This window comes from Streptomyces sp. BK79, from assembly GCF_044142145.1.
Classification (GTDB): domain Bacteria; phylum Actinomycetota; class Actinomycetes; order Streptomycetales; family Streptomycetaceae; genus Streptomyces.
Genome location: NZ_JBHVOC010000052.1, coordinates 1 through 13050 on the forward strand (window position 1 = coordinate 1; position 13050 = coordinate 13050).

Genomic DNA, 13050 nt, shown 5'->3' on the forward strand with positions numbered 1-13050 from the left:
TCGCAGCGACTGGACTCGCTTCCTGCACCTCGTCGAACACGCCCTGCCCGCAGGCCCGGCCGGCCTGCCCGACCTCGAGAAGGCCCTCGATCTCGTGCGCGGCAGGCCGTTCGGTGGCAATCCCCTGCCGTGGGCCGAGCCGTATCAGCAGGAGATGACGACCCGGATCGTCGACGTGGCGCACACCGTCGCCACCTACCGCACCCAGCCCGGCCCCCACCAGAACCTCAGCGCCGCCCGCCGGGCCCTCACCACCGGCCTCGACGCCGACCACACCGCCGAACTCCTCTACCGCAACTGGTGCCGCCTCGAACACACGGCCGGGAACCGGCAAGGACTGCACACCGCGATCACCCGAATCCAGCAGGTCAACCAGGAACTCGACTGCTCCATGGAGACAGAGACCGAACAGCTCATCAACGACCTCCTCAACGACACCGGCGCTACTGACTTCATGTAGGTTCCACGACTCGATGCGCAATGTCGGCTGGTGATACGCACTCCATGCGCAAATGCGGGCCTGCGTGCGCAATGGCACGCGACCTGCGGTGTCGCCGAAGCCCCTCCCGCCGTGAACCACGCTGGTGCGGAGGATGTGCGCACCCGTGACCGACCGGGCGAATGCGCATCGAGCCCGCATTCTGGAGTCTCCGCAGCAACCAGTGCGCACGACGTCGCGGAGCCTACACTTCAGCTCGTCGGGGTGTATTTTTTGCGAAGCTCCTGATGGGTGGGGGTGGGCGGCTGTATCCGTGTGGTGTGAGATATGCGGACGGGGGCGGGCTGACCGCTGAGGGGCGTCGGCGCCGGGAGTCGGTACGGATGCAGGCAGCCGAGCTGTTCGAGCAGGCGATCAAGCCGCCGGAGGTGGCACGGCGGCTGCGGGTGAGCCTGAAATCGGCCTACCAGTGGCACCAGTTGTGGCGGGACGGCGGTCGTGAGGCTCTGGCTTCCCGCGGCCCGAGCGGAACTCGTTGCCGGCTGTCCCCGCGCTGTGGGGAGAAACTGGCCGGATACCTCGATGAGGCCCGGCCGCCCACGGCTGGGTGGAGGACCAGGTGTGGACCGCATCGAGGGTGGCCACGCTGAACCGCAGGAAGTTTCACGTCTCCTACAGCGTCTCGGGTGCCACGCGGCTGATGCAGCGGCTCGGCTTCAGCCCGCAGGTCCCCGCACGCCAGGTCGCCGAGCGCGACGAGCAGACCGTCACCGTCTCGAAGGAGGCGACCTGGGCCGAGGTAAAAGAGCCCGGGCGGCCTGCGGAGGCTACATCTGCTTCGAAGACGAAGCAGGGTTCACCCGCAAGCCGCCCCGGGGACATACCTGGGGCCGACGCGGCCGCACCCCCATCGTGACCGTCAGCGGACGCCGCTCGGGACGCCTGTCCGTGGCCGGGCTGATCGCGATACGGCCCGGTTCCCGCACCCGCCTGTGCCACCGACTGCGCACCCACCAGGCGGGCAAAGGCGCACGCCGCAGTATGGGCGAGCGGGACTTCATCGCACTCATCGACGGCGTCCACCAACTCCTCAGGGCACCGATCGTGCTGGTCTGGGACCGCCTGAACACCCCACGTCTCCCAAGCCATGCATGAGCTGATCGCCGAGCGCGAGTGGCTGACGGTGTTCCTCCTGCCCGCCTACTCACCAGACCTCAACCCCGTCGAGTGGGTATGGGCACACGTCAAACGCAGCCAGGCCAACCTCGCCGTCACCCTCGACGGCTTCATAGCCGGAACCGGCCTGACGCTTGACGATCGGGCCTCACCCTGACGCGCTGAAGTCGGTAATGCCCGCATGTAGGGTCCCGCGAGTTGACGCGCAATGGCTACAGCCCGTGGCCGTCGTTTCTCGGTCTCTTGCGGACTTTCGGGAAGGCGCACGCTGGGCTCCGTACCGTCTAGAGCATGACAGCACGGAGATGGGCAGCACCCGCTTCACACGCAAGGTTTCAACGGCATGGATCCGGTACGAGGATGCGTCGGTACGGGAAGTGCCGTTTCGGCAGCTGCGATTGGCGGACTTCGCGGAGTCGATACCGTGGCGGGACGTCCGGTCGATGCACGGGGTAACCCACTACTCAGGGAAGTATGCGTCTGCGACGACAGGCGGCCATGTGGTCTACGAAAGCCGCCTGGAGCTGGCCCGACTGTTGCTGACGGACTTCGATCCCGCGGTGCAGGGGTGCCCAGCCGTGCCGGTTGGCTGCTCGGGTCGGGGACCGAGTACGGCATCACGTTCCGGATTTTCTGCTGGCCATGCGTTTGGGAACAGTGCGGGTGGTCAACGTCAAACCGGCAAGGCGGTTGGAGGACCCGAAGGTCGTTGAAGCGCTGGCATGGCCGGGCGAACTGTTCCAACAGCACGGCTGGGAGCTCCAGATCTGGTCCGGCGCGGATCGGGTCCTACTGGAGAACGTGCGGTACCTGGCCGGCTACCGGCGCCCCGGGATGGCGCCTGCCGCCGAGATGGAGGAAGAGTGGCGGCAGGTCGCGGATGGTGAGAAACTGGCCCTGGCCTAGCGGCGGTTGGCGGGTGGCAGGCCGTCCGAGGAGGCGAGGACGGCGCTGATGTCCTTGTTGTGGACCGGCGGCTGGCGACGGATCTGTCGCGCCCGTTGTCGGGTGCCTCGGTACTGCGGAGGTGCGTGTGACTTCCTGGACGACCCCTCTGCAGCCGGGGCTTGCGATCAGCTTCGACGGAGAACAGTTCACGGTCGCTGAGATCGAGGGCCGCCGGATCCTTCTCCAGTCTGCTGCCGCAGTTGTCGGAGTGCCGAGGTGGCGGCAGGTGGACATTTCCGTGCTGCTGGTGCATCCCACCACCGAGATCCTGGTCCCGGTGCCGCAGGAGAAGGAGCCGACGGCTGCTGCGGTGTTGAGCAGTCTCGACGACGACGGTGATGATGACCTGACGCGGAGGTGCCGCCATGATCAGGAGGTCCTGACCGGCTTCCAACTCGGCAGCGAGGTGCTGGCTCTTCCCGGCGAGCCGCGCCAGGATTACGCGCCTGGCACGCCGTGGATGCACCGCTACGAGGCCAAGGCCGCCGAACTCGAGGTCGATCCGGCAACAGTGCGCCGGTGGGTCGCCCGGGTGAAGAAGTCCGGTCCGGCAGGGTTGATCTACGAGCGGCCCGCACGGAGCGTCCTGGACCGGGCCGACTCGCGGTGGCTGGAGATGGCTCGGTCGGTGCTGAAGGGGCACGAGCGGGGCTCCCGCCGGTGCGGAATCTGGTCCTGATCGAAATCGAGGAACGTCTGGTCAAGGAGTACGGGCAGGGCACGGTCCCGGTTCCGGCCCGCACCACGGGCTACGAGCTGCTGCGGGCCCTGTCCAAGGGCACGAACGCTTTCGAGGGCAGCACGAAGGGGAAGCGGTCGATCGCGGATGCCCCGAAGGGGACCTACGGCCGGCTGCGGGCTACCCGACCGGGTGAGTACGTGGTGCTGGACACCAACTGCCTGGACGTCTTCGCCATGGAACCGGTGACCTGCCGGTGGGTGCAGTGCGAACTCACCGTCGCGACGGACCTCTACAGCAAGGTGATCACCGGGCTCCGTCTCACTCCGGTGTCGACGAAGTCGACGATGTGGCGGGGGTGTTGTTCGAGACGGTGCGTCCACGCGAGGTCCGGCCGATGGGAGCGAGCCGCTTCCGTACTGCGGGGGTGCCCTCCACCGTGGTGTTCGACGCGGACAAGCTGGTGGACCGGAATGGGCAGCCCCTGCTGCCCACGGTCGCAGCCGAGACGATCATCTATGACCACGGCAAGGTCCTCCGCTGCCGCCAGCGCAGTACAGGAACCTGGATAAGCAGCCACCACTCAGTCAACGCCTTCCAGCGCAGGAACCTCACTCAGAGTGCGTGACCTCAGCATCCGCTGACCGCCGATTGCTCAACAACCGCCAACACAGGCCATGTTCACGGGATCCAAATTCGCACGTTTCCCCAGGAGCCAGTGCTCACAGAACGGCGGAACCTGCAAACAGTGTAGGTTCCGCAGCTTCGCGAGCACTTTCACGCGATCGTGAGACCGATCGAACATTTCCGCGTGATCACGGGCAGCGGTAACGCTCAGTCGCTACGCAACCATCAACCCTTGCACATGTCACAGCCGACGGCATCCATCCGTGGGCCCTCGGCCATGACCCGCTCGGACTGCTCCCGTACGAGAGTCAGGGCCTTCTGAAGCGACAGCGTCGGGGCACTCAGCGCGGCCCTGGGCACCGCGCTGCCCCACTGCCGCGCTGGACCAGCGGGTACAGCAGATGCTGGAGGGCGCGGCCCACTTTCACCACTGCCACTCACGTTTGGATCACCGGGCGGATCAGAGCGTGCAGCGCTTCCCCGTAGGCGCGGCCGATCCGGGATCCCGGCGCGTCGAGCGCGACATCCTGCGCCCTTGCGTCCGCCATCACCTGGCGAAGCTGGGCGAGATCACGGGCGCCTCCTGCGGCGGAGAGAGGCTCCACGGACAGCAGGCGGCTGAAGCCCTCCGACCACCCGGACACCCTCTTCGGTATAGCCCTCGATCAGGTCCATCAGCAGCGTCGAGAGCTCGGCGCGTTCCAGCTGCACGTGTCCGAGGATCTCAAGGACCTCGGCCTCGGCGTCGCCCCATGACGGCGGCCCGGGTGCAAGTGAGTCCTTGAGACGGCGGGTCGCGGAAGCCAACAACTCGTAGATTCCCTCGGGTTCGCCGTCCGTCCCCGCTGTGTAGCGTCCCTGCCGGAACCAGATGCCGTCCCGGGCGAGGGCGTCGAGGGCCTCCTGGACCTCGGAGGCGAGCCTGCGGGCCGTCTCATCGAAGGCGACCTCGTCAACGGGGCGTTCCAGTCTGAGGTCCTGAGCCGTGTGGTCAAGAAACGCGTACCAGGTTCGCACCGTCGTCCTGATCCGCACGATACGGGCTGTCGCCGCCTCCGCTTTGGCCAGCCGTGCGGTATGGAGCTGTCCACGCCGCTGAGTGACGTAGGCCAGGACGCCTGCGACAAGGGCCCCACCAACAGCCCCGATGAGTCCGTAAAGTTCCCCGCTCATGGCCTGGCCCCCCTGGTTCCTTCGCCGCCTTGGTCCAGGGGCGCCAATCCGTCGCAGTGTGACAGCAGCTCGCGCAATTCGACCATGGTGGTCATGGTGGCGCCCGGTTCCTCGTGCAGCGCCCGGTCGATCGCCTTCGCCAGCTCACACGGAACCTGCGGGTTGTGGAACCGGACCGGCGTCGGCGGGCTGTCGAGTACGATCTGCCAGGGGTCGGCGCCGGGCGGAAAGGGCCGAGGGCTGGCGAGCGTAAGCATCCAGTACAGGCAGGCCGCCAGCGACCACACGTCCACCTCGGGGCCGCTGTACTTGAAGTCGACAACTTGCGCGCGCGACATGAACTGTGGGCGGCCGGCCGTGGTGCCGGTCAGGGTGAACCCGCTCAGACCGGCCTCGTCGAAGGCTTTGGCGAGACCGAAGTCGCCAACCTTGACATCGAAGGTCTCGCCGGAACTGTCGTTTGGCTTGCTGACCGAGCTGACCAGGAGGTTCTGCGGCGTGACGTCGCGGTGGACGACGCCTTGAGTGTGCGCATGAGCCAGGCCGTCCATGGCTTGGTCGGCGACGCGCAGGACCTCTTCCGGCGTGAAGGGGGAGTCATGCCGCCGCGCGGCCCACTGGTCGAGGCTGCCACCGGGGCAGAACTCCCCGTACAGAACGAGGGTCTCGTCGATCTCGTCGACGCGGTGGAGGGCTGCGATGCGGGGGTGGCCCAGCCTGCCGGTGATCTCGGCCTCGCGGCGGAAGCGTGCCAGCGAGTGCGGTCCCGGCACGACGCGCGGGAGCATGACCTTCAACGCGAAGTCCCGCCCGGTCGCCGTCTCGCGGGCCAGGAACACGCTGCCCATGGCTCCCTTCCCCAGCTCGCGCAGGATACGGACACCGCGCTCGGCGAGAGCTGCGCGCACGGCGGGCTTCAGCCAGTCCGCGCTGGTCATGGGGCTTCCTCCGCTGCATACTCGGCGGACCTTGGTGCCAGGTCCCAGTCACACTCCCAGACACTGGGCGCGCCACCAGAGCGACCTGTCACCAGATGCCGCCCGTCCCTCGTCATGTATACGCCGTCGAACTCCCCGTCCCGCCCGATGAGTTCACCCACCTGCTCACCCGTCTCCCACTTCCACACACGGACGCGGCCGTCGCTGGCGGCGGCGAAGACGTAGCTGCCGTCCGGAGACAAGCACATACCGCGGCAGAGAGCCGCGGACGGGCCCTCCATGCGCTGCACCAGGTGCCCCGATTGCAGCGCGCGTACCTCGATGACGGTCTGCTGGAACATTGCCGAGACGACGTGGCGTCCGTCCGGAGTCACTTCGAGGAAGTCGTGTCCTCCGATGGCCGACCGGGCGTGGAAGCGCAGGAAGCGCCCTGTGCTAAAATCCCACACCCGTACCGCGTGTTCGGACGGCCCCGTGGACAGGACATGTTGTCCGTTCGGGGTGACTCTGAGCGCCGTCACCGACGCCCTGTGTCCTCTCAGGACCCGCACGCAACGGCCGCTTGATACGTCCCACGCGAGGATCATACGATCTCGGCCCCCGGACAGGAGAAGGCGACCGTCGGGACTGAAGCACAGCACGGACACCACGTCTGTGTGTCCTACGCGCCTGTGCAAACACTCTGCGCCCAAGTGCTCACTTTTGTCGCGCTCTTTGCTTGCGAAGCGCCAGAAGCGCAAGGATCCATCTTCCTCAGCCGTGGCGGCGAACCTGCCGTCGGGGCTCACGGCGCCCACGGTGACCGCCGCGTCATGACCATCGAGGACTGTGTGCTGCGCACCCGTGGCAAGGTCGGCCAGCCATACCTGCCCGCCGTCGCCCGCTCCTTCGTCGGCACGCCTGGTCACCAGCACATGGGACTCGCCCGAAACTTCACACACGGCCAGCGGAAGCGTGTCGGGGTCGCCCAGGGTATGGCTGAGCCAGCCTCCGCGGAAGGCGGTGCGGGAGGACACCAGGGCCAGCCGGCCCCATAACTCCAGGGCTTTGTTGTCCCGTTCGTGCCCCTTCTGTTCGCGGGCCTGCTTCAGCAGCCGGTGCGCGCGCTCCCACTCCTCTGCAGCAAGGGCTTGTGCTGCTTGGGCGAGGTGGTCGTCGACATGCGCCCTGACTGCGTACTGGACCGCGACCGATCGCGGCCGGGAGATCTGCAGAGGGCTCTCGGGCCCCGTGGCGAGAGGCCGGGCCCGCAGCTCCCCGTCACGTACATGGACCGCGTATCGGCCATCGGCGCTCAAAGCGGCTGGGAGACGGTTGGTCAAGCCGGTGGTTAGGGTGAAGAGACAGCGGCCCGATTCCAGATCCCACGCGCGGGCCGCGCCGTCCAGGCAGTGCGTCAGTGCCCAGCGGGCGCTCTTCTCCTGGGCCGTCCGGGCCACCTCCACATGGTGCACCACAGTGGGGTGAGCGGCCAGTTCCCGCACCGGAGCGCCGGACGGCAGCTCCCACAGGCGGACCGCTCCGCCGCCGTGCCCCGTGACCAGTCGCCCGTCCAATGTGACACACAGAGAGGCGCACTTGTCCGCCGCGAAATCGAGGCATGCGGTACGGCGGCCGGTCGCCAGCTCCCACACGCTCACCTCAGTACCTCCGGCCGAACCGACCGCCCAGTGGCCGTCCGGCGTGATGTGCACGGCGTCCACCGGACCGGCGTTGGCGGCGGAGCGTCCGGCCAGATTCCTTGCGTACCGCCGGTCGTGCAGATCCCAGACCTGGACCTCGCCCTGCTCGCAGGCGACCAGTGCCTGCCGTCCGTCCGGGGTGAGTGCGACCGCCCGTACGCGGTCACGCGCCTTGATGAGTACCGCCCTTCGGCCGCTGCCCACATCCCAGAACCGCACCGGGCCAGCGCGGTGGAGCGCTTCGGCCGCCACGGCCCTGCGGGAATGCTGGGCCGTGGCGACGAGGTGTATTCGTACCCGGCGGTCGTGCACGACACGTGCGAAGTGCCCGGTCCTCACATCGCACTCCCACAGGCCGTCGGCGGCCTCGATGACGGCCCGGCTGCCGTCCCCCACGGGAAACACTGGGGGACCACCCCTGGCACTGATGCCCACGTCGGGGCCAGGGCGCTCCCACAGGACCTCACCCGTAGCGACGTCACGCAGAGAGAAGCGTGGGGCCCTGCCTAGAGCGGTGAAGGCGAGAACGCGGGAGCTGTGCGGGACCGCGACCACCGTCAGAGCTCTGAACGCCGTGAAGTCTTCAGCCGGCTCGCGCGCGTCCGGCCCGGTGTCCGCTTCAGTGTCCGCACCACTGTCGCCCCGCTCCCGGCCGACCAGCCGCAGCAGCGGATCGATGCGCAGCGGGTCCCCGCCCCCCGCGCGCGCGGCTTGCAGGGCGTGCAGGACTGCCCCGTCCGTCGCCACCCCCTCGCGCCATCTCAACACGCCCCTGTTATAGATCGATTCAGGGTGTTGCGGGTCAGCGGCGAGCGCTTGGTTCAGAAGCTGATCGGCGTCGGTGGCACGGCCAAGGTCGAACAGCGACAAGGCGCGGTTATTGAGCTCGTCGGCACGCAGTCGCCCCGAGACCGGTCGCGGGCGGGGGTAGGCGGCTCCCGACACTTCCCGGTAGATCGAGGTCAGCGCTTCGGCGCACTCGCCCATACTCGCGGGCCTCTCCTGAGGCAGCCGACGCAGACACCGGGCGAGGAGGTCTCCCAGCGCGTCGGGCATTGCCAGCGCGGGCCCGGGCCGCCGGACGCCGACTTCGCGTACCTCGCGCCTCTCGGCATCCCCCTCGCGGTGGGCTCGCCGCCGCAGGGCATCGAGTGCCTCGCCGGCGGCAGCCCCCGTGTACCAGGTCACCTCTCCGGAGAACATCTCGAGCACTGTCGCGGCGAAGCTCCACATGTCGCTGGCAGGACCGAGCCGTTGTCCCGCGAGCTGCTCGGGCGAGGCGTAGGGGCGGGTCATGCCCTGCACGGTCACCGAAAAGTCAGCAACCTCCGCATGCCCCTCCCCAGGGCTGTCCGGCGGAGGGCTCGTCCCTGCTCGGGCGAACGCCCGCGCTAGTCCGAAGTCCGTGAGTTTCACACTGCCTTGGGCGTCGAGAAGGACATTGCCCGGCTTGACGTCCTGGTGGACCAGGCTCCGCCCGTGCGCGTGTGCGAGTCCCCACGCCATCTGGACGGCGATGTCGAGCACTCGCAGCAGCGCGATGTCGGGCCCGCCCTCGTACAACCGTCCGTCGTCGAGCCAGGCCCGCAGGCTGCCGCCTTCCACGTACTCGGTGAAGACCAGCGGCACCCCGCTGACGACGCGGACGTAGTGGCAGAAGCACACATGCGGATGCAGCCCGATTGACATCCATGTCTCGGCCTCTTCGACGAATCGTTCCACGCCGTCGGCCCTGGCGAGGAGTTCGGGGCGAGGCCGCTTGGCGGCAAGGTCGAGGCCCCACTGTTTGTGCCGCACACGGTAGACGAGGCCCATGCCCCCGGCCCTGTGCACATGAGTTACCTCGTACTGCTCCAGGATTTTGTCGCCGACGTCCCAGGAGACAGCCTCAGATTCAGCTGACATTCTGCGCCGCCAGCGTGCATGCGAGGGGCAGAAGCGAAGGGATGAACAACTCCTCTTCGGGCGGGCTCGGCCAGCTGCCGGGACCGAGGTGTTGAGCGAAGAGCACCGCCAACGGGTAGGCGTTCGTGTGAAGTTCGGGATCGGTGGCCCACTGGTCGATTCCGGGCCCGGGACGCAGCAAGGAGTCCACGAGCGTCAAGGAACGCAGCAGCCGGGCGCGTTCGCGTATGTGCCGTTTGCCCCCTCCCTGCTCTGCCAGACGGTGCCGGGCCAGTCTGATCACCTGCTTGGCCTGGCCAAGGCGACCAGGCCGATCCTCGGCGAGGCGGGTCTCCTCCGCGCCGGCGAACAGGAAGTCCAGGAGAGCCTGCTCCTCGGGAGCCAGCGGCCGAGGATCGGCGACGTCGGGGTTGCGCGTCGCCACGATGGCGTTCTCATTGACGCCCTGCCCGCCGAAGTGGAACCACACATGTCCGCGCAGCGCGAGCCAGGCCAGTTCGGCGGCGAACACCTTGCCGAGCCGCGAGTCGGTGCCGCCGGTGATGTAGGTGCTCTCGGGCAGGCCCGCGAAGATCACGACTCCGAGCTGCAGGGGGCTGAAGTGGTCCAAGAGGGAGGTCAGTTCATTACGCAGCCGCTGCGTTGTGCTCTCGGGCGGACTGCGCAGTTCGTCCAGTGTCTGGCTCATCGCCGTTCGCCAGCTCAGATAGTGCTCGATCAGTGTTTCGGTGCGGTGCGCTGACGACTCGCCGTCCGCCAGGCGTATCTCGGTCAGCGCGACGGCACCCGCGAAGAACTGCTTGCTTCGCTCGTCGGCGCGGTCTGCCACCTCGCGCCGCCGGGCACGCTCGCCGAGCGTGCGCGCCCGGCTCACCGCAAGTTCGCAGTCGGTGTGCAGGGACATGACCACCGACTGGAAGGTGTCCAGATGCACTTGGCCCCGCAGGATCGAGCCGTGCAGGACACGCCGCCATCTGCGGCGCAGGGGTGTGGTCATGGTACGCAACACTGGTGGCTGCCCTCCGGTCCTTGGATGCGTCGTTCCGCCCGGTCCTTACTGTCCTGCCGTCTCTTGCTGACGAACACGCGTCCCTTACCCTCTGCGGTTGCGGCGGACACGTGCGGTGGTGGCACACACGCCACTACGACTCGGTACTGGCTGGTTGCGCATCGCTTATGACGCCCCGCCATGACAGGCGCATGAGTGGTCGGCACGGTCCTGAGCGGCTGCGGCAGCAGCTCGATCGAGGGCGTGATCTGGCAGGCTGCCCGGGGAGCCTCAAGGGGAAACGGCACGCTCACGGACCACACCTGCCCTGCATACTCACGGTGGTTCCGCTGGGTCTGCTATTCGGACGCCCTGGATCTACCGCCTAGCGGTACGGGCGGGCGATCCGAACAACGGACGCGGGTAGTCACCCAGAACAGGGGGCGGGACGCGATGCCTCTTGTCTCGGCCCGCCCTTCACCGACGATGCAGGTGGGACACCATGAAGCACACACCGCGCGGCCCGCTGCGCTACAGCAATGGCAGGAGGGCGCTGTGGATTTCCGGAGCCTATGCCGTCCTCGTCATCGGGACGGCTCTCTTCGTGTTCGTGGCCAGCAGGGCCTCGGGCGGCATGGCGGCAGTGTGGCTGGTATTGGTTACCCTCCCCTTTTCCGTTCTCTCTCAGTTCATCCCTGGCGAAGGAAAGACCTATATCATCATCCTCACCGCCGGTGGCCTGGTTCAGGCAGTGCTTCTGTGGGCCCTGCTGCGCGGAAAGAAGGTCCGCTGAAGACCGGTGGTGCCGGTCTCACCTCCGGAACTCTCGTTGTCACACTCAGCGGTGAGCTCGACATTTGGGCCGGTCGCGAACGGGTGCGGCGCCTTTGGAGGGACTACTCACTGTGCCCCACGGGGCCGTACCTCACCTGCGGTTTCGCGGGCTGCAGCGAGTCCCCGGCCTGTGCGTCAGGGCTTGGCCGCCATGGCCTGAGAGAAGGTCGCGAGGTCTCCACGCCTGCACATGCACAAGACCGGTAGCTGCCGTCACAGGTCACGGCGGAGTGTGTGCGGGTTACACAAAATGACCATCGCTGACTCGCATGGGTCCCCCCTGAGGACCACCCGTGAGGTCTGACATGTTCCCGTACGGAAACCCCAACCCGGCCAAGCGAGCGCAACGTAGCCGATGATCGCCGGGTTGGGTAACCGGCGATCATGGTGACCATTGAAGCTCACCCCACCCCCCACCCTCCACCCCCCTGCGGAGAACATGGCGAGCATGCCCTTTGCGCGACCCCGGCACCAGATCAAACTACCCACAGTAAACATCCCCCAGAACCTGACCGGCAATTCTGCTCATGATCACCGAATCCTCGCACTGCTCATCAGACGCGGATTCAGGTGTTTCCGCAGGAAGCAGTGCTCATGAAATCGCGCTCCCTACACGCAAGATGCTGTGATCGCTGTTCGGTGGCAATGAGGGGCACCGTCGACCTCTGAAGAGAACGCGCGACTCCGCTCGCGGACGGCTCGAGGCCTGCGCACCCTGCTGCTGTATCCAGCGCGTGTGTTACCTGCTCACGGACGCGTCGCGGGTTGCGTACGCGAGTAGTTCGCTGATCGCGGCTTCGTTTGAGACGGGAGGGCGTCTGCGCCACTCGGTCAGTGTCTCCCGGACGGTCTGTGCAACGGCCGTCGCGTGCTGGACCAAGTCGCCGTCAAGGCCCGTCAGCTCCCCCGCCGTCGTGCGCCCTGTGACAGCGACGGTCCCGGCCAGCGGGTAGAGCACCATGCCGCGCCAGGCACTGGCCAGTGCCCGCGCAGCCAGATTCTGGGGGAGCCCGACCTGTCGGCCGTTGCCGTGAACGTGCAGCACGGCGCGGCGGTGGTAGATGCCCTGCTCGACGGCGTCGGAGAAGCCGAGCAGTTCCCGGATCGCCGCATGCGCACCGGTTTCGGGTAGATCAATCTCCGTGATGGTGGCGTCCGGGGCGATCTTCAGCGCTCGCATGGTTCCCGTCCTCGTGTGCGGATCAGGCACGTCATCCGTGCTGGGCGCCTGCGTGGTGGTGGATGAGCGCCTGCCAGCGTCGCTCGAATTCGTCGGCATGCTCGGTGATGTAGGCGGTGGTGATGGGCTTGTTGTACTGGCCGGTGATCCCCTGGGCCGTGCAGTGCTGCGCTACGGCGTCCGCTGCGGGGTTCTCGCTGGCCGTCCGGTGTTCGGCCCAGACGTGGTAGACGCGGGAGGGCAGGAAGTAGCGGCGCAGGTTCGCCGGACTGACCGGCTTTCCGCCGCGGCCGTAGGTTCCGTGCTGTGCGAGGTGGGCGGACAGTTCCTCGGCTGTGGGCTCGACACCGTGCCCAGCCTGGTACTCCATCCACCCGAGGTAGTAGCGGTCGGCCGTGGTCAGGACGGCGCTCTCTGGCGAGGATTCCGGTCCCGGCGGCGGGTCGTCGATGAGCGCATCCACCCGAGGACTGCGCCTCTC

Annotated in this window: 13 protein-coding genes and 1 pseudogene; 8 read left to right on the top strand and 6 right to left on the bottom strand. The window is 67.5% G+C overall.

Annotated features, from left to right (window positions below):
* From ACFIF2_RS35420 to ACFIF2_RS35450, 7 genes and pseudogenes are all read left to right on the top strand, one after another.
* The coding region (locus ACFIF2_RS35420) for a bacterial transcriptional activator domain-containing protein (protein WP_395577405.1) at positions 1 to 460 on the top strand (460 nt) is incomplete at its 5' end.
* 362 nt (positions 461 to 822) lie between these two features.
* The gene (locus ACFIF2_RS35425; RefSeq protein ID WP_395577406.1) at positions 823 to 1089 is read left to right on the top strand and encodes a helix-turn-helix domain-containing protein; all 267 of its coding nucleotides are present in this window, start codon (positions 823 to 825) and stop codon (positions 1087 to 1089) included.
* Positions 1077 to 1355: a winged helix-turn-helix domain-containing protein gene (locus ACFIF2_RS35430; RefSeq protein ID WP_395577407.1), complete on the top strand. Its 279-nt coding sequence runs from the start codon at positions 1077 to 1079 to the stop codon at positions 1353 to 1355. Before ACFIF2_RS35425 ends, ACFIF2_RS35430 begins: the two co-directional genes overlap by 13 nt.
* A pseudogene (locus tag ACFIF2_RS35435) lies at positions 1352 to 1772 on the top strand (transposase). The gene ACFIF2_RS35430 and the pseudogene ACFIF2_RS35435 overlap by 4 nt, the downstream one beginning before the upstream one ends.
* A gap of 485 nt (positions 1773 to 2257) precedes the next feature.
* The gene (locus ACFIF2_RS35440; RefSeq protein ID WP_395577408.1) at positions 2258 to 2521 is read left to right on the top strand and encodes a hypothetical protein; all 264 of its coding nucleotides are present in this window, start codon (positions 2258 to 2260) and stop codon (positions 2519 to 2521) included.
* Positions 2522 to 2648: 127 nt separating this feature from the next.
* Positions 2649 to 3242: a hypothetical protein gene (locus ACFIF2_RS35445; RefSeq protein WP_395577409.1), complete on the top strand. Its 594-nt coding sequence runs from the start codon at positions 2649 to 2651 to the stop codon at positions 3240 to 3242.
* 358 nt (positions 3243 to 3600) lie between these two features.
* Positions 3601 to 3870 carry a hypothetical protein gene (locus ACFIF2_RS35450; RefSeq protein WP_395577410.1) on the top strand — a complete coding sequence of 90 codons (270 nt, stop codon included), beginning with the start codon at positions 3601 to 3603 and terminating at the stop codon, positions 3868 to 3870.
* Between the two features lie 569 nt (positions 3871 to 4439).
* Here the strand turns inward: ACFIF2_RS35450 and ACFIF2_RS35455 are convergent.
* From ACFIF2_RS35455 to ACFIF2_RS35470, 4 genes are all read right to left on the bottom strand, one after another.
* On the bottom strand, positions 4440 to 5042 hold the full coding sequence (locus ACFIF2_RS35455) for a hypothetical protein (RefSeq protein ID WP_395577411.1): 603 nt from the start codon (positions 5040 to 5042) through the stop codon (positions 4440 to 4442).
* Positions 5039 to 5980 carry a serine/threonine-protein kinase gene (locus ACFIF2_RS35460; protein WP_395577412.1) on the bottom strand — a complete coding sequence of 314 codons (942 nt, stop codon included), beginning with the start codon at positions 5978 to 5980 and terminating at the stop codon, positions 5039 to 5041. The genes ACFIF2_RS35455 and ACFIF2_RS35460 overlap by 4 nt, the downstream gene beginning before the upstream one ends.
* On the bottom strand, positions 5977 to 9477 hold the full coding sequence (locus ACFIF2_RS35465) for a protein kinase (RefSeq protein WP_395577413.1): 3501 nt from the start codon (positions 9475 to 9477) through the stop codon (positions 5977 to 5979). The genes ACFIF2_RS35460 and ACFIF2_RS35465 overlap by 4 nt, the downstream gene beginning before the upstream one ends.
* A 79-nt stretch (positions 9478 to 9556) precedes the next feature.
* Entirely contained in the window at positions 9557 to 10564 is a 1008-nt protein-coding gene (locus tag ACFIF2_RS35470) for a hypothetical protein (protein WP_395577414.1), read from the bottom strand.
* Between the two features lie 493 nt (positions 10565 to 11057).
* Between ACFIF2_RS35470 and ACFIF2_RS35475 the strand changes: the two genes are divergently transcribed.
* Positions 11058 to 11348 (top strand): SCO4225 family membrane protein, encoded by a 291-nt coding sequence (locus tag ACFIF2_RS35475; protein ID WP_395577415.1) that lies wholly within the window; start codon positions 11058 to 11060, stop codon positions 11346 to 11348.
* A gap of 780 nt (positions 11349 to 12128) precedes the next feature.
* Here ACFIF2_RS35475 and ACFIF2_RS35480 read toward each other — a convergent pair.
* Both ACFIF2_RS35480 and ACFIF2_RS35485 read right to left on the bottom strand, forming a co-directional pair.
* Positions 12129 to 12569 (bottom strand): hypothetical protein, encoded by a 441-nt coding sequence (locus ACFIF2_RS35480; protein WP_395577416.1) that lies wholly within the window; start codon positions 12567 to 12569, stop codon positions 12129 to 12131.
* Between the two features lie 31 nt (positions 12570 to 12600).
* On the bottom strand, positions 12601 to 13050 hold a 450-nt coding region (locus ACFIF2_RS35485; protein WP_395577417.1), incomplete at its 5' end, for a hypothetical protein.